Source organism: Catellatospora paridis (assembly GCF_009720365.1).
In the GTDB taxonomy this organism is placed as follows: Bacteria; Actinomycetota; Actinomycetes; order Mycobacteriales; family Micromonosporaceae; genus Catellatospora; species Catellatospora paridis.
Genome location: NZ_ML769316.1, coordinates 319,841 through 338,217 on the forward strand (window position 1 = coordinate 319,841; position 18,377 = coordinate 338,217).

General features: G+C 70.9%; 16 protein-coding genes and 1 tRNA gene. 8 read left to right on the forward strand and 9 right to left on the reverse strand.

The annotated features are described in order from the left end of the window. Positions 1-41: 41 nt before the first annotated feature. Complete coding sequence (locus tag F9C41_RS17005; RefSeq protein ID WP_230689675.1) at positions 42-1,499, reverse strand: MDR family MFS transporter; 1,458 nt, start codon at positions 1,497-1,499, stop codon at positions 42-44. A 270-nt stretch (positions 1,500-1,769) separates the two neighbouring features. Between F9C41_RS17005 and F9C41_RS17010 the strand changes: the two genes are divergently transcribed. The 3 genes from F9C41_RS17010 (at position 1,770) to F9C41_RS17020 (ending at position 4,564) form a co-directional block, all read left to right on the forward strand. After that, positions 1,770-2,597, forward strand: coding sequence for a spermidine synthase (locus F9C41_RS17010; protein ID WP_155387778.1), 828 nt, complete (start codon positions 1,770-1,772; stop codon positions 2,595-2,597). A gap of 218 nt (positions 2,598-2,815) precedes the next feature. Next, on the forward strand, positions 2,816-3,859 hold the full coding sequence (locus F9C41_RS17015) for a zinc-dependent alcohol dehydrogenase family protein (protein ID WP_155387779.1): 1,044 nt from the start codon (positions 2,816-2,818) through the stop codon (positions 3,857-3,859). Between the two features lie 108 nt (positions 3,860-3,967). Beyond that, entirely contained in the window at positions 3,968-4,564 is a 597-nt protein-coding gene (locus tag F9C41_RS17020; protein WP_155387780.1) for a GNAT family N-acetyltransferase, read from the forward strand. Between the two features lie 37 nt (positions 4,565-4,601). Here the strand turns inward: F9C41_RS17020 and F9C41_RS17025 are convergent, their stop codons facing one another. The 7 genes from F9C41_RS17025 to F9C41_RS17055 form a co-directional block, all read right to left on the reverse strand. Then, positions 4,602-5,027: a tautomerase family protein gene (locus tag F9C41_RS17025; protein WP_155387781.1), complete on the reverse strand. Its 426-nt coding sequence runs from the start codon at positions 5,025-5,027 to the stop codon at positions 4,602-4,604. Positions 5,028-5,155: 128 nt separating this feature from the next. After that, positions 5,156-5,416 (reverse strand): winged helix-turn-helix transcriptional regulator, encoded by a 261-nt coding sequence (locus F9C41_RS41795; RefSeq protein WP_155387782.1) that lies wholly within the window; start codon positions 5,414-5,416, stop codon positions 5,156-5,158. A gap of 52 nt (positions 5,417-5,468) precedes the next feature. Beyond that, on the reverse strand, positions 5,469-7,493 hold the full coding sequence (locus tag F9C41_RS17035; RefSeq protein WP_155387783.1) for a sensor domain-containing diguanylate cyclase: 2,025 nt from the start codon (positions 7,491-7,493) through the stop codon (positions 5,469-5,471). A gap of 159 nt (positions 7,494-7,652) precedes the next feature. Continuing rightward, positions 7,653-8,702 (reverse strand): phosphate ABC transporter substrate-binding protein PstS, encoded by a 1,050-nt coding sequence (gene pstS, locus F9C41_RS17040; RefSeq protein WP_155387784.1) that lies wholly within the window; start codon positions 8,700-8,702, stop codon positions 7,653-7,655. 16 nt (positions 8,703-8,718) lie between these two features. Beyond that, positions 8,719-9,591, reverse strand: coding sequence for an enoyl-CoA hydratase/isomerase family protein (locus F9C41_RS17045; RefSeq protein ID WP_155387785.1), 873 nt, complete (start codon positions 9,589-9,591; stop codon positions 8,719-8,721). Between the two features lie 181 nt (positions 9,592-9,772). Beyond that, positions 9,773-11,626: a hypothetical protein gene (locus F9C41_RS17050; RefSeq protein ID WP_155387786.1), complete on the reverse strand. Its 1,854-nt coding sequence runs from the start codon at positions 11,624-11,626 to the stop codon at positions 9,773-9,775. After that, positions 11,611-12,369, reverse strand: coding sequence for an ABC transporter ATP-binding protein (locus tag F9C41_RS17055; RefSeq protein WP_230689676.1), 759 nt, complete (start codon positions 12,367-12,369; stop codon positions 11,611-11,613). Before F9C41_RS17055 ends, F9C41_RS17050 begins: the two co-directional genes overlap by 16 nt. A gap of 348 nt (positions 12,370-12,717) precedes the next feature. Here F9C41_RS17055 and F9C41_RS17060 point away from each other — a divergent pair, with 348 nt between their 5' ends. Continuing rightward, a complete protein-coding gene (locus F9C41_RS17060) occupies positions 12,718-13,581 on the forward strand; it encodes a hypothetical protein (protein WP_155387788.1) in 864 nt (287 codons plus the stop codon). Positions 13,582-13,606: 25 nt separating this feature from the next. On the opposite strand, the gene F9C41_RS17065 is transcribed toward F9C41_RS17060, so the two are convergent. Then, positions 13,607-14,299, reverse strand: a complete 693-nt coding sequence (locus tag F9C41_RS17065; protein WP_155387789.1) for a DUF429 domain-containing protein — start codon at positions 14,297-14,299, stop codon at positions 13,607-13,609. An 82-nt stretch (positions 14,300-14,381) separates the two neighbouring features. Here F9C41_RS17065 and F9C41_RS17070 point away from each other — a divergent pair. From F9C41_RS17070 to F9C41_RS17085, 4 genes are all read left to right on the forward strand, one after another. Further along, positions 14,382-14,509: transfer RNA gene (locus F9C41_RS17070), tRNA-OTHER, on the forward strand. A gap of 57 nt (positions 14,510-14,566) precedes the next feature. Beyond that, complete coding sequence (locus F9C41_RS17075) at positions 14,567-16,726, forward strand: TerD family protein (RefSeq protein WP_155387989.1); 2,160 nt, start codon at positions 14,567-14,569, stop codon at positions 16,724-16,726. A 148-nt stretch (positions 16,727-16,874) separates the two neighbouring features. Then, the gene (locus F9C41_RS17080; protein ID WP_155387790.1) at positions 16,875-17,330 is read left to right on the forward strand and encodes a hypothetical protein; all 456 of its coding nucleotides are present in this window, start codon (positions 16,875-16,877) and stop codon (positions 17,328-17,330) included. A 77-nt stretch (positions 17,331-17,407) separates the two neighbouring features. Further along, on the forward strand, positions 17,408-18,262 hold the full coding sequence (locus tag F9C41_RS17085; RefSeq protein WP_155387791.1) for an oxidoreductase: 855 nt from the start codon (positions 17,408-17,410) through the stop codon (positions 18,260-18,262). Positions 18,263-18,377: the final 115 nt, after the last annotated feature.

An 18,377-nucleotide genomic window follows, 5' to 3' on the forward strand; every position in this document is an offset into this window, starting at 1 on the left:
CCGCGGGGTCGATCTTGTCGACTATCGCCGGACGAGCCGGTCTAGTGACCGTGTCCCACGCTCTGCGCGTTGCTGTCCGCCCTGGCCGGCAGGAGCAGAGCAGTGATGATCACGGCGACGGACAGGACCACCCCGACGATGAACGCCAGCCGCATGCCGTCGAGGCTGGCGGCCGTGGCGGCGACACCCTCCGCCTTCAACGCATCGGCTCGCGCGCCCATCACCGTGACCACGAGCGCGGTGCCGAAGGCCGCCGCCACCTGCTGCAGGGTGCCCAGGATGGAGCTGCCGTGGGCGTACAGCGGCGGCGGAACCGCGCCGAGCCCCAGCGTGAAGACCGGGGTGAAGGTCGCGGCCAGACCCACCATCAGCAGCGCGTGCAGGGCGAGCAGCTGCCAGTACGGCATGGTCATCGAGACCTGGGTGAAGCCGGCGAGCGCGACGGTGATCGCGATCGCGCCGGGGATGACCAGCACCCGGCCGCCGAACCTGTCGAACAGGCGGCCCACGGTCGGTCCGAGCAGACCCATGGCGACACTGCCGGGCATCACGAGCAGTCCGGCCTGCAGGGCGCTGAGCCCGCGGACGTTCTGCAGGTAGAGCGGCAGCAGGATCATCGAACCGAGCATCGCCATGAAGGCGACCGACATCAGGATCAGCGCGATCGTGTACGTGCGGTGCTTGAGCGTTCGCAGGTCCATGAGCGGCGAGCCGAGCTTCTGCAGCGACACCTGTCGGAACACGAACACGGCGATGGCGGCCAGCCCGGCCGCGACGATCGCCGCGGCGAGGCCGATGTTGGCGCCCTGGAACTGGCTGAGCCCGTAGACGAGACCGCCGAAGCCGAGAGCGGCCAGCACCACGCTGAACCAGTCGATGGTGCTGACCTCGGGCTCGCCGACGTTCTGGAGCTGCTTCATGCCGCCCCAGGTGATCAGGCCGGCGATGGGCAGCACCACCGCGAACAGCAGTCGCCAGGACCCGAAGTTGAGGATCACTCCGGACAGCGCCGGGCCCATCGCGGGCGCGACCGAGATGGCCAGGGAGACGTTGCCCATCACCCTGCCCCGGTCGTGTTCGGGCACCACATGCATCAGGGTGGTCATCAGCAGCGGCATCATCACGGCGGTGCCTGATGCCTGGATGATGCGGGCGCCCAGGAGCACTTCGAAGCTCGGCGAGACGATGGCCAGCGTGGTGCCGAGCAGGAACAGACCCATGGCCGTGGTGTACGCGCCGCGGGTGGACACCCGCTGCAGGAACCACCCGGTGATCGGGATCACCACCGCCATGGTCAGCATGAAGGCGGTCGAAAGCCATTGCGCGGTCTGTTCGGTGATCGTCAACGCGTCCATCAGGCTCGGGATCGCGTTGATCATGATTGTCTCGTTGAGGATGACGATGAACGTGGCCAGCACCAGCAGCCGGATCACGGGCGGTGTGCGACCTGGGATCGTGGTCGCGGACTTGGCGGGCGATTCGAGCAGTTGGCTGGGCACGGAACCTCGATCGGAATGTGTGGGGGCGGTCTTACCGGCAGTGGCTGTCACACCAACACTGACCGACGCCACCGACAAAACTCATCGGCGACGACCCAGCTTGCGCGAAGTTCCACCAGACATCACCCGGTTTTCACCGGCCGGTCCCGCGAACAGACCAGCCGAAAAGCAGCTGCAGCTCGGTCCCCCGGTGCGGTGTTTCCGCAGCTCATCAGCCCGGGTCCCGGCAACGCCGGACCGTCGGGCAGAACCACCGCTACCGTAAGGATCATGGCGCTGATCACCCGGCCGGGTGAACCGATCGTGGCGCAGGTCGACACGGGCACCGCAGCGCTGGTGCCCGATGCGGACCGCCGGGACGGGTGGACGCTGTTCGTCGACAACACCGCCCAGTCCTACGTCCACCTCGCCGATCCGACCCACTTGGAGTTCCGGTACGTGCGGCGCATCGCGGCGATCATCGACGCGGCCGCACCGGCCGGGGCACCACTGCGTGTCCTGCACCTGGGCGGCGGCGCGCTGACGCTGCCGCGCTACGTCGAGGCCACCCGGCCGGGCTCGACCCAACGGGTGATCGAGAACGACCGCAAGCTCTATGCCCTGGTCCGGCGGGTCCTCCCCCTACCGCCGGGCGACCTGCGGGTACGTATCGCCGACGCCTGCCACGCCGTGGCCGCGCTCAAGCCGGACACCTTCGACCTGATCATCACGGACGTCTACCAGGGCGACCGGATGCCACCCGGCGCGACCACCGCCGCCTTCTCCGTGCACGTGGCGCGCGCGTTGCGGCCCGGCGGGCTGTACGCGGCGAACCTGCTCGACACGCCCGCCTACACCTTCACCGACACGCAGACGCTGGCGGCGCGTGCCGAGTTCGCCGACGTCTGCCTGATCGCCGACGACGACTTCGACCGCCGTGCCGGGCAGCACAACGTCGTCCTCGCCGCCGTCACCGCCCCCGGGCCGCTGCCCATGGACGGTCTGGCACGCGGACTGAACGGGTCGCCCAAAAGCCGCCTCATGCACGGCGCTGACCTGGCAGGCCCCATCGGCAAAGCCCGCCCGCGAGCAGGCGCTCCCGGCAAGCCGCGCCGCTGATCGCCGCCAGGGCCGTGCAGGCCAGGGGCCCAGCGGCGTCGTCCACGTTGCCGCCGAGACTCGCCCAAGCCAGTCCGAAAAGCCACTAGAATTGCACAAATCACACCAACCGAAAGGACCGGAACTCGGGCGCCCACGAGAGTGCCGCCGTTCTCGTCAAACCCACGCCTGCATCGTCGGCCGTGCGACGAAAGGAATGGTCGGTCATGCCTCAAACCATGCGCGCGCTCGTGGCCGCAAAGGTCGGCGAGCCTTCCGACGTCCTTCGGCTGGAATCCCGGCCTGTGCCCACGCCAGAAGCCGGTCAGGCGCTGATCCGCGTGAAGGCGACGCCGATTCATGCCAGTGATCTACATGTGCTGCGTGGCCGCTACGGTTTCACCCCCGAGTTTCCCGCCGTAGGGGGAAACATGGAATGCGTGGGCCGGGTCGAGGCCCTGGGCCCGGACGCCGAGGGACTGCACATCGGCGAGCGCGTGGTGGTCGTAGCGGTCCCGGCAGTGCCCGGACCCCAGGTCGCCGGCACCTGGCAGGAATACCTCGTCGCCGACACCCGACGGCTCGTGCCGATCCCCGATGGCCTGAGCGACTCCAGCGCCTGCCAACTCGCGGTCAACCCGCTGACCGCGCTGCTGCTCGTGACGCGCGAACTCGACGTACAACCGGGTGAATGGCTGCTGCAGACGGCCGCGGGCTCCACCGTCGGCCGGCTGATCATTGCGCTGTCCAGGCATCTGGGTATCCGCACGATCAACGTCGTGCGGCGGCGCGACGCCGTCGACGAGATCAAAGCGCTCGGTGGTGACGAGGTCATCTGCACGCAGGACGAGGACCTGTCACAGCGCGTGGCCGAGATTGCCGGACCGGCCGGCGTACGCAAGGCCGTCGACTGTGTCGCAGGCGTCGTGGGCGCCCAGGTATCCCAGGCGCTGGCTCCGGGCGGAGAGGTCGCGGTCTACGGCGCGCTGTCCACCCATCGACAGACCGACCCGGCGGCGCTGACGATCCCGCTACAGGCACGATCGCTCATCTACGAGACCAAAGCAGTCCGCGGCTTCTGGCTGAACCGCTGGTTCGGCACCGCCTCACCTGAGGAAGTGCTACGCGCGCTGTCCGAGGTTCGCAGTCTCGTCGCCGACGACGTGCTGGTCATCCCCGAAGGCCAACCGTTCCCGCTCGAACGTTTCGCCGAAGCCATCGCGCTCGCCGAGGCACCCGCACACGGCACCAAACCACTCTTCGCCTTCGACGACGTCCGGTAGGTTCGCCACCGGTCTGCCGCCACGAGCAGGCCGGACTATCGTTGCGCGCGTCATCGCGCCGCACCGCGACCTGCTCGTACAGACCACGCACGGGGAAAGGCAGATCCTTTGCCGCACCGCATCATGATGATCCGTCCGAAGCTCGACGACCTGCATTCGTCCGCCCTGCCCGAGCCGTACACGGTCCGCTGGTACCGCGATGGCGATGCGCGACACTGGACGGCCGTCAAGTCCGCGGCCGATGAGCATCACCATGCCCCGCCGGACTACCACGCGCGCCTCTACCGCGCGCACCTCGACGAACTGCGGCGGCGGCAGGCGTTCGTCTGCGACGGCTCAGGCACGCCGGTGGGCACCGGCACGGCATGGTGGTTCGAGAATCTCAGCGACCCCAGCCTCGGCAAGATCAATTGGATGCTCATCGCGCCTGCCGCGCAAGGCCGCGGGTTGGCGAAGCCGCTGCTGGAGGCCTGCTGCGCCCGTCTGGCCGCCCTCGGACACACCCGGGCCGCGCTCTACACGCTTGCGCAGCGGCTACCGGCCATCAACCTGTACCGCAGCTTCGGCTTCGTGCCTCTGCTCAGGCACTCCGCGGACGCCCACGCCTGGGCTGCCACGAGTCCGCTGATGAAGCAGCCCTTCGCCGAAGCCGAGTACCTGCACGCCGCCGAACTCGGCCTCGACGGCGCCGCACTGTCGGGCTGACAACCGGCCGTCACCTGCGACAACAGGCGAGGACGGGTCAGTAGGAGGAGGTCGCGTTGTTCCGGGCCCAGAGCTTCTCGGCCTCGGAGCCGCCGGGAGGCGGCACGAGACCGTTGATCATCCAGAGGTCCTCGCTGGTCTCGTCGACGTGGAACTCCCAGTGCAGACCTGCGACGTGTTCGAGGTCGGGCTGGAGAATCCCCTTCACCCAGTGGGCGGTCCGGTGCCGGCTGTCCCGGTCGGGGTGGTGACGGGCGATGTGGTCGATGACGATGCGGACCGCGACCGACGCCGGGTCCCCGCCGACGAAGAAGTCCTCGGGCCGGATCTCACGGAACAGCGTCATCACGTAGAATCGAGGCAGGCCGATCTCTTCGTAGTGGTCGGTGATGCGAGCGGCGAGCTGGTGCTTGCGCTCGTCCGTGAACACTCCGAGCGTGTGTTGAACGATCCACAGCGGCATGGCGGATCAAGGCTCCTGAAGCGTCGGGATCCGGCGTCAGCGGTCTGACAAGGCTTGTCCGGGGCCGGTCATGGCCTGTGTCGCCACGAGCTCCGACAGGTCGCCCGCGATCGCCCCGCGTCATCAAACTACCGTTGACAGCGATCCGGTGTCCGGACTTCTCCAGCGAACTTCCCGCGCAGGCCCTGCCCAGCTCCAAGATCGGATGACCGCGGGTTCGGCGCGCCGCACCCATGGTGGTGCGCGTGCAGCGCGGGGCCGCGTTCGCCGGTGAGTTGCCGGTCGCCCCATTGCATCAGGGCCAGGAGGACCGGGGCGAGGTCGGCGCCCGCCGAGGTGAGCACGTACTCGTGCCGCGGCCTCGCCAACGCCACCGTGCTCGAAGCCATCGGCTGAATCCGCAGCCGCTGCGCCGGCACCGACGACCCCCGGGACGTCCGGTCAATCGACGACGTGGACCCGCACCCCGTCAGGATCACGCTTGGCCGTGTACATCGCGGTGTCCGCGTCGCGGAGCAGGTCGTCGAACCGGTCGACGGACCCGAGCGCCACCCCGATGCTCGCGCCGACCGACAGCTGGTGCTCCCCCACCGTCATCGGCTCCGACAGGGCCGCGTGGATGCGCTGTGCGGTGGCGACGGCGCCGTCCCTGGTGGTGTCGCTGAGCAGTACCACGAACTCGTCGCCGCCGACCCGTGCCGCGATGTCGACCGGTCGGACGCTGCGGCGCAGCCGTTGTGCGACGACGACGAGCAGCCCGTCGCCGGTCTGGTGGCCGAGCTGGTCGTTGACGGACTTGAAATCGTCTAGGTCGAGCATGAGCACGGCGTCGTGGCGCCCGGACGTGCCTGTTCCGTCCTGCATGGTCTGGATCCGCTCGTTGAGCAGGAACCGGTTGGGCAGCCCGGTGAGCTCGTCGTGCATGGCCTGCTCGCGAAGCCGTTCCTCGAGTCTGCGCGAGTCGGTGACGTCGTGGACGTTGACGATGACACCGCCGACCCCGGGATCGTCCATCCGGTTGGTGGCCAGTGCCTCCAGCCAGCGCGGGCCGGGGTCGGCGGCCACGCACAGTTGCGCGCGATGTGCCGATCGGGGCTGTGCCTGCACGTCGGCAAGAAGCTGCTCGATTGCCGCTGCGGCGTCGGGGGCGAGCGCAGTCAGGCGCCGGCCGACCGCTTGTGGTGGGTCGAGGCCCAGCAGGTCGTGCAGCGCGGGACTGGCATATCTGACGGTGCTGTCGGGGTCGAGCAGCAGGGTCAGGTCGGATGCGTTCTGCACCAGACTGCGAAAGCGCCGCTCCTGCTGGTGCAGGTCCCGGATGGCTGTCCTCAGACGCCGCAGCAGACGGCTGTTCTCACCAAAGGCAAGACTCTGGCGCACCATGGCCAGACCGGCGATGGCCACGACACCGACCACCATGCCCCAGCCCCGCACGGTGAGCCCCTCGTACACCAGCACGGTCACCAACATGGTCAGGCTGGCGGCTATCGCGAGGTAGGGCAACGGGCTGTTCACGGCGCGGCGACGCATGCTGAGCCCCGCGGGAACGACGCGCATCCGCGTCCACTGGACCCGAGCGCCCAGGGCGAACAGCAAAGCGGCGGCGAGCTGGCCGGCCTGCACCAATTTGATCTCGTTCGGGCCCAGGCTGACGAGGTTGGCCAGCGACCACGACCCCACCAGCACGCCCAGGCAGACGAACACCCCGGCCGGCGGTATCCACGGCGCGGAACCGCTCAACCGCAGTTTCACCCCGGCGGTGACTCCGAGCAGCGCCAGCAGACATGCGAGCAGGCTCAGCCCCTGCTGCACCGGGCTTCCGTCGGGGGAGCCGTCGGGCAGCCACAGCAACCACGCGAACATCGTCAGGGCGGTCATCACCGTGGCCACGTCCAGTAGCAGCCGCCGCCGGTCGTGGCGGGGCGCCTGCATCGGGTAGGTGACCACGGCCCAGCCCAAGGTGGCGACGGCCGCGGCGATGAGCGCCATGGCCGCCAGCCGGATCGGGTCTTCGGACGGGGTGCCGCGTGGACGGCCGAATGCGTACAGCAGGTGGGCCAGTGCGAACAGCAGGCCGGCGGCACCGATCATGCGCCAGTAGACGCGGACCGCCCGGGCGGCGTGCGGGGCGGTCGCGACGCGCCGGCACTGCCCGGCGAAGACGAGCCAGGCAGCGGTGCAGGCGACGTCGGCCACTCGGCCCGGCACGACATCGCCGAGCACCGCGATGACTGACAGCAGCCCTGTTCCGCCGAGCGCCGCGAGAAAGGGGTCCAGCCTGCGTCGTCGCTGCGCTTGCGCGGATGCGCTCATCGGCTCAGCGGCGGCCGGGAGTTCGGGAGCCGCTGTCCTGGGCGGGTCGGCGCCGACCTCGGAGGTCATCGCCGGGAACGCGCTCGTCCACGCACTCCAGGCTATGCCCGGGCGGTCGGCGAGGCCGCCGGGATCCGGCAAGGGCGTTGCCATACCCCGCCGTTTGCGCAGCCAGGGCGCAAAGCGCCCTTCCGGGACATCCGCACCCGCGAGGGTGGGCGCCGGGTCGATCCTGCCGTCGCGGGCGGTGAAGGCCAGTAGGCACCGTCGGCCCAGCTCGGCTGCGGCTGGGTCGGCGCGTACGGCGTGCGGTCAGCCCCTGATCTTGTCCAGTTGCGCCAGCGCCTGTTGCCGCAGGACTTCCGGCAGCGGAGCGAAGCTCACGTCATCGGCGATGGCCTGGCCGTCGGTGAGCAGATAGGTGAGGAACCGCTTGGCGAGGTCCGCCTTGGCGACGTCGCCGTAGCTCGTGCGGACCAGCAGGTAGCTCAGCGCCGTGATCGGGTACGCGCCGACGCCCGGGGCGTCGAGCACGTCGTAGGTCATGTCGCCATGGACCCGGGCCGCGGCCAGTGCCATCGTCGCGGCCTCGATCGTCGGCTCGACGAACCGGCCGTCCCTGTTCCGCACCGCGGCCGCGGCGAGCCCCGCCTGCATGGCGTCACGCAGGTCCAGGTAGCCGATGGACCCCGCATGGTGCTGGATCAGCCGGGCGACGCCGGTGTTGCGCTCGCCCGCCTGCGTGCCGGCCGGCCAGGCGATGCTGTCGCCGCTGCCCAGCCTCCACGACGGTGCCGCCGCGACAAGGTACCTGGTGAAGTTGTCGGTGGTGCCGGAGCCGTCGGCACGGCGCACGACCGTGATGTCCAGATCCGGTAGCGGCACCCCCGGATTGTCGGCCACGATCCTCGGATCGCGCCAATGTGTGATGTCGCGCTGGAAGATCCTGGCGATCGTGTCCGGCCTCAGCCGTAGTCCGTCCACGCCGGCCAGCATGTACGCGATCGTGACGGGTGCGGCGACCGTCGGCAGTCGCACGAACGTGCCCGGCGTGATCGCGTCGGCGTCCGTCACGGCGCTGTCCGTGCCGGCGAAGTCGGTCAGGCGCTGCGCGAACTCCTTCTTGCCGGCAGCCGAGCCGATGGCGTCGTAGCTGACGGTGACTTCGGGTGCGACCTGCTTGAATGCTGCGATCACCGCCTGGTAGTAGGCATCGGGCAGGCTCGCGCCTGAGCCCTCGAGCTGTCTGGACAGTGTGTACGCGTCGGCGACGGTGGGGCTGCCCGCGCGAACGCAGCCGGACAGCAGGGCCTGCGTCAGCAGGATCGCGGGCACCAGCAGCGATACCACCAGACGCGACATCAGACTCACCGCGGCGTCAGGACGGGTGCTCGTCGGGGCCGTCGGACAGGGCGCCGAGCAGGCGGGGAAGATCCATCTCACCGTCGGGGGTCTGGAATCCGCGTCGCATCGCGGCCCGCATCCGGCTGGAGCCTTCGGGGCTGCTCAGACCCTCGGCGAACAGGTCCGAGTCGCGGCGGAACGCCTCCGCGGGCGCCAGCGTGATCTCGTTGACCCGGTCCTTGAGCGTGGCGTGGGCCGCGGCCGGGAAACCCGCGATCCGATGCGCGAGCGCCGTGACGAAGCCCGGCAGTTCCGCGGCGGGCAGCGCCCGGTTGATCCAGCCGTACCGCTCGGCGAGGTCGGCGTCATAGTCCTGCGCGCTCAGCATGACCTCCAGCGCTCTGCCTCGCCCCAGCAGGCGGGTCAGGTGCTGGACACCACCCGCTCCCGGGATCGTGCCGAACGCCTGCTCGAGCTGGCAGAACAGCGCTGACTCCCGGGCGGCGAAGCGCATGTCGCAGGCCAGTACGAACTCGCTGCCCGCGCCGCGCACCCGGCCCTGGATCTGCGCGATGCTGACCAGACGGCTTTCGCTCAGGCGGCGGAACAGCAGCCCGATCGAGGGCTCGCCGACGAGTTCGGCGGCCTCGGCTCGATACTGCGCGACCTTGGTGACGTCGACATGCGAGATGAAGTAGTCGGGGTCGGCGCTGCTGAACACCAGCACCCGGGCACTGGCGTCAGCCTCGGCCGCCCGGATGAGCGTCACCAGGTCACGAACCAGCTCGGGTCCGAGAAGATTCATGGGCGGCGCACAAATCTCGGCGAAGACCACTGATCCATCGACGCGGACATCGAGCGTACGGGTCGCACTCTGGCCAGATGCACCGGCTGCTGCAGTCATCATGTGTCACGTCCGTCTCAGCAGACGCACTGGTCACGGATCGGGCAAGACGAACATCCTGCTCGCACCCTCAAACTACCGCAGCAGTGACGGCGACGACGGGCTCCCGGCGGGGACCGCCCGGTCGGCCGAACCGCCCCGCACCCGCGCCGACGCCGGACGCGTCGGCCGAATCTTGGGCACCTCACGTGGCTGCACCGCGCCGGCTGCGGGACAGGACCGTCCCCAGCCACAGCATGCCGACGCCGAGCAGTGCCATCGCCGCCGCGACGGGCACCCGGAACGGGTCTGCCAGGTGCAGCGCGAGGAACCACAGTCTGGTGTCACTGCCGCGCCAGATCAGATACAGCGGCACCAGCCCTTGCGGGAACAGCGGGATCCAGCACACGACGCACAGGAACATGACGACCGCCGCCCGGCGGGGCGGCAGCTTGACCCGCGCCGAAGCGGCGCGGCCGGGGCCGGGGGTGACGGTGCCGCCGCCGGACATGCGGGCGAGCAGTTCCGGGCCGCGCTCGCCCAGCCGCCGGTAGGCTGCGCGGCCCAGCCACCACGTGCACGCCCCGCCGGTCGCCAGCCCTACCGCTACCGCCGCCCAGCTCAGCAGCGGGCTGCCGGTGCGGTCGCCGAGCAGTGCGACACCTGCCGCGGGCAGCGCGGTCACCGGTACGACCACCAGCATCGCCAGGACCTGGCCGAAGATGTTGCCTGCGTCGAGCGGGTTGCCGCCGCGTCGGGCCGGCTCCGGGCCGGGCACGAGGAAGAACACCGAGGTGTATGCGATCAGCCCCGCTCCGCCGCCGACCAGCGCCGCGAGCAGCGCCAGCGCCCACGGCCAGGTCCATGCGCCGCCGCCGACCGCGGTCCCCGCCACGGTCAGCGCGACCGCGACCGGGGCGACCTGGATCAGCCACGCCACCTGCCTTCCGCGCACGTCGGCGCGGGTCCGCCCGGGGTCGACCAGGGTCAGCCACAGTGCGGTGCCGTCGAGTCCGTACAGGTTCGCCGACGTCGCCGCGGCCATCACCACGACGATGACCCCGGCCCACGGCAGCAGCCCGGCCCAGCCGATGGCCAGGGGCCACAGGGTGTAGACGAGCCCGAACCAGATCGCGAACCACCGCAGGTGCAGCCGCATCAGGTCACGCGACCAGGTGCGCAGCTCCTTGGCGGCGACGGTGCCGACCGGCCCGGCCCGGTCCAGCCGCTCCAGCAGCGGCGTGCGGACCCGACCCGGGCCGCGGTGCGCCGGCCGGGTCGTGGTGCGCCGCACCAGCAGCCGTGACCAGAGCAGTACCGCGGCGACCGGCAGCGCGACCAGCCCTGCCCCGGTTGCGGCCGCCAGCGGCCAGTCGCCGCGGGCGAGCGCGTCGAGGCAGACGACCGCCCAGCCCGAGGGCAGCACCCGCAGCAGGGTCGAGAACCCGACCGGCAGTCCCCGGTCGACGAGCCCGAACTGCACCGCGGCCCAGATCAGCACCCACGACTGGTTCAGCGTCGCGTTGACCCCGGCGTTGATCAGCGCGGACAGCACCGCACTGGGGCGGGAGCGGACCGCCAGGCCCATGACCGCCAGCATCAGCCGCGACAGTGCCACGACCAGGACGAGCTGCAGCGGCACGAGCACCAGGGCGGCGGTGAACGCGGCCAGGCCGAGACCGGCCGCGTACACGACCAGGGCGCTGAAGGCGACCAGGCTGATCAGCGGGCCGACGCCGATGAACGACACCGCCAGGAACCCGAACGCGACCCGCCGCGGCGGCAGCGGGATCAGCGCAAGCTGCTCGGGCCGGATCGACTCGTCGCCGCCGCCGGTGTAGACCGGGCCGAGCAGCCAGCCGAACATCCACACCGCCAGCGCGGCCGCGAACAGGTCGCCGCGCAAGGCCGGGCCTGGCAGGTCGGCGCCGGCGAGCATGATGGTGCCGACGGCGAGCGTGAGGCCCGCTGCCGCGCCGAGGAACAGGCCGCCGGCGCGGGCGCCGCTGGTCGAGTGCGCCAGCACCCGCAGCTTCATCAGGGTCAGGACGCCAACCACGACGGGCTCCGGGTGAGGTCGAGGTCGGCGCCGACCAGGCCGACGAACCGCTGCTCCAGCGTCGATCCGGCGCGGACCTGGTCGAGCGGGCCGGCGGCGGCGATCCGGCCGCGGTGTACGACGGCGACGTGGTCGCACAGCTGCTCGACGGTGGCCATGACGTGGCTGGACAGCACGACGGTGCCGCCGGCGGCGGTGAACTGGCGCAGCATCGCCCGGATGGTCAGCGCCGATACGGGGTCGACGGCTTCGAACGGCTCGTCGAGCACCAGTAGCGACGGCCCGTGCAGCAGCGCGGCGGCCAGGCCGATCTTCTTGCGCATGCCGGTCGAGTAGTCGATGACCAGGGTGCGTTCGGCGGCCGCGAGGTCGAGGATGTCGAGCAGCTCGTCGGCGCGGGCGGCGGCGACGGGTGGGGCGAGTCCGCGCAGCCGGCCGAGGAACACCAGCAGCTCGCGGCCGGTGAGTCGTTCGGGTAGGGCCAGGCCGTCGGGTAGGACGCCGAGGCGGGTTCGGGCCGGGATCGGGTCGGCCCAGACGTCGAGGCCTTCGACACGAACCGTGCCACTGTCGGGGCGCAGCAGGCCGACGGCCATGGACAGGGTGGTGGTCTTGCCCGCGCCGTTGGGCCCGACGAGGCCGAAGAACGCACCTGCGGGTACGCGCAGGCTGAGGTCGTCGACCGCCGTCCGGTCACCGAACCGCTTGCCCAAATTCGTGATCTCCAACGCGGGTGTCCGCACGAGTTCCCCTCCGCCACCGGTCCACGCGGACGGTATGGTCGGCCCTGCCGCCTTACCGTCTTGGTCATCTGGACCTACGCTCTGTCGTGCGCGGACGGTTGGTGCCCCGGCGGACTGTTCATCATCCATTCCGGCGGTGGGCCGGCAACGTCTACGCCGACGGGCGAGGTGCCGGTGGGCTGCGATGCGCTGCTGTTCGACGAACAGCCCCCGATGCCCGCTGTCAGCGTGGTAAGCCGAATCGGGACGACGTGACCGACCAGTCGCCCGGCGGCGGATCGGCGTCACGCGTTCGGCCGCGCAGGTCCACCTGCGCCTGACGGCGAAGGTGTCCACCGAAGGGCTCAGATGGCAGCGGACTGCACCTACGACTGGAATCCGCTGACGACGGCGCCGCTGAACTCGCAGCTGGCGGGCGTACTGGCGGGTCTGGTGTTCGCCGGGATGATCGTCCTGATCAGCGTGCAACCCGAGCCGTCTCGCCTGCCGAGCGGCGTCGAGCCGGGACGGCGCACCGAGGCGCTGGTCCTGCTGGTCGGCTCGTTCCTCGCACTCCTGATGGCCAGCTTCCTGTTCGGCGTCGCTTCCGGCGACACCGTCTGCATCCGGGGCCGGACCCTGCTCCTGTCCGCCGGCGGCCTGCTGGGGCTCGGTGTGCTGAGCATGTTCGGCGGGTTGTGCTGGCTCATCGACCAGTACGATCACGAATCGCGGCGCGCCACCCGGGTGACGTTGTTCGCGACGTACTTCGTCGGGTTCATCGTGATCTTCTACCTGTCGACCACGGTCGGTAGTTATGTCGACGACGTCGGCAGCGAACTCTCCGGGCAGCTACCGGGGTGGCTCCCGACGGTCATCAACTACTACTACCTGCCGATCCTGGAAGGCCTCACGGCTGTGCTGCTCCTGCGGTCGCTGGTACACCAGTACATCAGGCGCCCGCGCACGGAAACGTCGGAGATCACGGTCCTGGCGACCGCCTACATCTACGTTCTCGGCGTGATGGTCGCCGGCGTGATCGCCATCCAGACGACGAAGTTCGACGCCGACAAACCGATCACCCTCGGCTACTTCACCTTCGCGACGCTCACCTCGATCGGCGCTCCGGCTGTCGCCCTCGTGATGCAGCTGTTCGCCCTGCCGACGGGTCGCTCCGTGTCGGTCGCACAGCACCGGCCGGACGACGCCGCCGCCCTCCCCCACGCGGAGTGACGCCGGAACCGCCCGCTCCGCCCGCTCACACCCAGATCGCCGCCTCTACCCCACCGGCAAGCTGCTCAGGCACGGCCGGAATCGAGAACGCCGCACCGGCGAGGACCCGGCGCGCCGACCACGCCGCCGCGGCCGCGGCCAGCACGTCGTCGACCCTGGCCAGCCGACCCGCCTGCCCGAGGTCGCCCGACGGCAGCACGCCCGCGGCCGCCAGCAACTCGCGGCGGCGCTGCGCCCCCGCCCACGTCGTCTTACCCGCCGCGAGCGCGGCACCGTCCGCGAGCTGTGCGAACGACAGCTCCGGGTGCACCTCGACGGCACGGCGGCCGGTGTCGCGGATCCACGCGTCGACATCCAGGATCTTGTGGCGCAACCCGTATGCCTGCTGCGAGACGCCTTCGCCCGTACGCTCCCTGTTCAGCCGCACCGCCTCGGCGTGGTCGCCGGCGGCCAGCGCCGCACGCACCGGCGTCATGAACACCGACGCCCAGCGCGGCCCGGCCATGACGCGCGCCTGCACGTCGGCGCGGCGGCGGCCCTGGTCGGGCAGCCCGATCGGGATGTCGATCCCGACGACCGCCACCTCGCCGCCCGCATCGGCGGCCCCGACCAGCTCGGCGATCGTCGCGCCGAAATGCGCGTCCACGGTCGTGCCGTCCAGGACCACGCCGACCCAGCCGGCCTTGCACGCGTCCGCGCCGAGCACCCGCCCTGTCACCGGCCCAGCGTCTCACGCCCGTCGCCGCGCACGCCGAAACTCGATGGCCGGGTCGACTCGGCCGGTGCGATGATCTCCGCCTGGGTCGCTAGCTCAATTGGCAGAGCTTTCGACTGAGTAGCACGTCCGTTCCCCGCCTGTGCGGCCATGGACGCGCTTCCTTCTCCTTGTTGGATCGAAGGGTTCGGGGTTCGAGTCCCCGGCGACCCACTTGTGCTGCTGCTGCGGGCCGCGGCTGCCGTGGCCGACTGGAACGGGGAGGACCACGTGCTCGACAAGACGATCATTCAGAAGACGCTGCGCGTGCCGGCCAGCGCCGGCCCGGCCGGCGACGGCGGTTCGGTGGCCCGGCAATTGGATGCGGTGCTGCTCGATGTCGGATTCTCATTGTCGCGCGAGCTGCTGGAACACATCGGCGGCGTGGCCCCGGCGCCGGCGTTGGACCTCGCCGCCACGGTCGTGTCGGCGGTGCGCGAACTCGTCGGCGACCATGTGCAGCACAACGCCTATTTCATCGGCTTCCCGCACGACGTGCCCGACACCGTCGAGTTCTGGACGGACCGGCTACGGGCGGCCGTAGTCACCGGCGGTGGCACGGCGACCGACACGCAGCTGCGCTACGCCGTCGCCTCGGGCACGGTCAACCTGCTCGACCTGCCCGACTACGGGACCTACCAGCACACCTATGCCGAGCTGCTCGCCGCCCACGACGAGCTGATCGCCGCGGCCGGTGACCGGTTGACCCTGCTGCGCCTCGGCGATGCCACCGAGGTGGAGGCGGCACGGCTGTACCTGGCCATGGCAGGCAGCTCGACGCCGCACGGCGAGGCGGACCTCACGATCCTCAGCGAGCTCTCGGTCGCCTGCCTGGACGGCGTGCAGCCGGCCGAGATCCCGGTACGGGAGAACCGTGCCGTGCTCAACGGGATCCGGCTCGTCCTCGGCCGGCCGCTGGTCGGCGTGGACACGACGACCGACGTGCTGCGCGTTGCCTGCCAGGTGTCCGGCGGGGACGCCTCGCTCGCCACACCCACCCGATTTCGTGCTTTCCGGCGCCCGGAGCGGCGGATGCTGCTGGCAGCACTGGACCGGGTCGTCGGCGCGAACCCGGACAAGCTCGGTGACGTCGCGCGCTATGCGGAACGGTGGAAGCGGCTCGGGGAACGGCTGCACCCGCACGAGTACCCGCAGTGGCCGCACGCGCAGCAGGTCTTCACGGTCGCCCGCGGCGAGCTGCGGGTCAGCAACCTCGCCGGCCGCGCGGAGGCCGCGATCCGCGCCGGAGCCGTCGGTCCGGCCGCGACGGTGCTGTCGGCCGCGCCGGGTCTACTACTGCGCTCCGCGGACCGGCTGCTGCGGCAGGCCCCGGCGGCGCAGCGGACCGATGTGGTCGAAGCCGTCACCGGGGCGCTCGGCTCGGCGTCGGGGCGCGTGCTCCTGTCGCTGCGGGAGCACGTCGGCAACCGGCTGACGCCCGCGTCCGCCCGCATGTACGCGAACCGCTCGCGGCGCGCGTGGATCGGGCCCGACGCGCGTGCGCCGCTGCCCGCCGAGCTGGTGGCCGAGTTGTCGTCGCTGCTCGACGCCGAGATCGGCGCCCGGCTGCCGGAGTCGCGGCGACCGCTGCTGGTGGACCCGGAGGTGCTCGACGTCGCGCTGCCACTGTCGGGCAAGGCGTCCGAAGGCGGCTTCGCGGTGCTGCCGAGGGGCTCGCGGGCGTCGGTGTCCGGTGAGCAGCTGCGTTTCTTCATGTACTGGCGCCAGGCGCGTCAGCGCACCGACTACGACCTGTCGGTGCTGCTGCTCGATGACCAGTTCCACACCGCGGGTCAGGTGTCCTGGACGAACTATCACCACGACGGTGTGGTGCACTCCGGCGACATCACCGACGCGGCGAACGGTGCGACCGAGTTCATCGACGTGCCGCTGACGGTCGAGGGTCACTACGTGGTTCCGCAGGTCTACGTCTTTGCGGGCGAGTCGTTCGACGAGGTCGCCGAGTCGATGTTCGGGTACCAGACCCGGACGCGGGAGCAGCGGGGTGCGCCGTTCGACGCGCGGACCGTGCGGGCGCGTTCGCATCTGCGCGGCCAGGGCCGGATCGCGCTGCCGATGGTGTTCGCCAGGGGCGAGCGCGGCTGGCAGGCCGTGTGGCTGCACCTGTACCTGGGAGGCAGGCCGTCGTTCAACCGGGTGGAGGACAACACGTTCTCCACGGCCGCACGGGTGCGGGCGCTGGTGGAACGCCGTCACCTCACCGTGTCCTACCTGGTGGACCTGTGGCGGGCACGGGCCGAGGTGATGACGTGGAACGGCCGGTTGCCGGACGAGCCGGTCACGTTCATCGGTCTCAGCGCGCCCGAAGGCCTGCCGGAGGGTTCGGAGGCGTACACGCTGGATCGGCTCGCCGAGCTGATCCCCGAGTAGGCGTCAGCCGGGGCGCTTGCTGGTGTCGCTCCGCCGTGGACGGTCGGGTCGGCGCCCCGGGCGCAGGCCATTGGATCTTCAGCCATCCACTGTGGAACGATCATCGCGGGGCGCGGATCCGCGCGCCCCGCGATCCTGGGGAGGACAAATGCGTGTACTCGCGCGGCGGGCGGCGGTTGCGGTCGCTTCGGTGCTGCTGGTGCTGACTGCGGCCGGCACGCCCGCACAGGCGGCGGCGAACCCGTACACGGCGGCGTCGGCCTGCGCCACCGACTTCGGCGGCTCGTGGGCGTATGCCGCCGACGGCCACCGCACCATCTCCGCGGGCGGCACGAAGGTCGGCGACGTGTACCTGATGTACAACAGCGCGACGGGCTACAACTGCGTCGCCACGCTCAAGGCGGTGTCGGTCGGCTCGGCCAGCGGCGTGGCCGCGCTGGTGCGGGTCGAGGGTGGCGCATGGGCGCCGGATTCGGGCAACTACCGCTACTACGCGGCGGTGCAGCGGTACGCCGCCGACCGGTGCGTGATGTACAGCGGCGAGGCCCTGTACGGCACCAGCTGGTACAGCAACGGCCGGTCGAGCTGGGGCAACTGCGGCTGACACCGGGCTCGGCGGCGCGGCAGAGGCTGCGCCGCCGAGGCAGCCCGCCGCCGGGATCGCCTAAGATCAAGATCGTGATGAGTGACAGCTGGAAACTGGGCGGCGATCTCGACGTCGCCCGTGTCGGATACGGCGCGATGAAGCTGACCGGCTGGCCGCGGGGCGAGCGCCCCGAACGCGAGACTGCGCTGGCGATCCTGCGGCGGGCGGTGGAGCTCGGGGTGAACCACATCGACACCTCGAACTACTACGCCCGCGACGGAGTCGCCGCCAACGAATTGATCAAGACGGCGCTGTACCCGTACCCGGCCGGCCTGGTCCTCGTGACCAAGGTGGGCGCCCTGGTGGAGGGTCCGGACATCGCCCTGCCGCCGTCGGAGCACACGGGCCTGACCCCCGACGGGCTGCGCCGCGGCGTGGAGGCGAACCTGCGTTCGCTCGGCGTCGACCGGATGGACGTGGTGAACCTGCGCATGGGCGACCGCGGCCACGACCGCTCGGCCATCGCGGAGCCGCTGCAGGCGCTGATGGCGCTGCGCGACGAGGGACTGATCCGGCACATCGGCATCTCGAACATCGGCCTCGCCGAGTTCGAGCTGGCCCGCACGATCGCCCCGATCGTGTGCGTCCAGAACCAGTACAACATCGCCAACCGGGACGACGACCCGCTGGTGGACGCATGCGCGGCAGCCGGCGTGGCGTACGTGCCGTTCTTTCCGGTCGGCGGGTTCCAGCCGCTGACGGCCGAGCACCTGGCCACCGTCGCCGGGCGGCGCGGCGCTTCGGTCGCGCAGGTCGCGCTGGCCTGGCTGCTGGCCCGCTCCCCCAACATCCTGCTCATCCCGGGCACCGGCTCCCTGGCCCACCTGACGGAGAACGTCGCCGCGGCCGATCTCACCCTCACCGACGACGACCTGGCCCTGCTGGGCTGACAGCCCGGCGCCGGCAACGCGATGGGAATGTCGCGTCGTGCGAGTCGCCGCGGCCCCCGGGGGGGGGGGCGGGGGCCCCGGGGGGGGGGGGGCGGGGGCGGGGGCGGGGGGGGCC

Coding starts and splice junctions, on each gene's coding strand:
- F9C41_RS17010 (WP_155387778.1), top strand. CDS start 1,770: ATGGCGCTGATCACCCGGCCGGGTGAACCGATCGTGGCGCAGGTCGAC.
- F9C41_RS17015 (WP_155387779.1), top strand. CDS start 2,816: ATGCGCGCGCTCGTGGCCGCAAAGGTCGGCGAGCCTTCCGACGTCCTT.
- F9C41_RS17025 (WP_155387781.1), bottom strand. CDS start 5,027: ATGCCGCTGTGGATCGTTCAACACACGCTCGGAGTGTTCACGGACGAG.
- F9C41_RS41795 (WP_155387782.1), bottom strand. CDS start 5,416: ATGGCTTCGAGCACGGTGGCGTTGGCGAGGCCGCGGCACGAGTACGTG.
- F9C41_RS17035 (WP_155387783.1), bottom strand. CDS start 7,493: ATGGCAACGCCCTTGCCGGATCCCGGCGGCCTCGCCGACCGCCCGGGC.
- pstS (WP_155387784.1), bottom strand. CDS start 8,702: ATGTCGCGTCTGGTGGTATCGCTGCTGGTGCCCGCGATCCTGCTGACG.
- F9C41_RS17045 (WP_155387785.1), bottom strand. CDS start 9,591: ATGATGACTGCAGCAGCCGGTGCATCTGGCCAGAGTGCGACCCGTACG.
- F9C41_RS17060 (WP_155387788.1), top strand. CDS start 12,718: ATGGCAGCGGACTGCACCTACGACTGGAATCCGCTGACGACGGCGCCG.
- F9C41_RS17080 (WP_155387790.1), top strand. CDS start 16,875: ATGCGTGTACTCGCGCGGCGGGCGGCGGTTGCGGTCGCTTCGGTGCTG.
- F9C41_RS17085 (WP_155387791.1), top strand. CDS start 17,408: ATGAGTGACAGCTGGAAACTGGGCGGCGATCTCGACGTCGCCCGTGTC.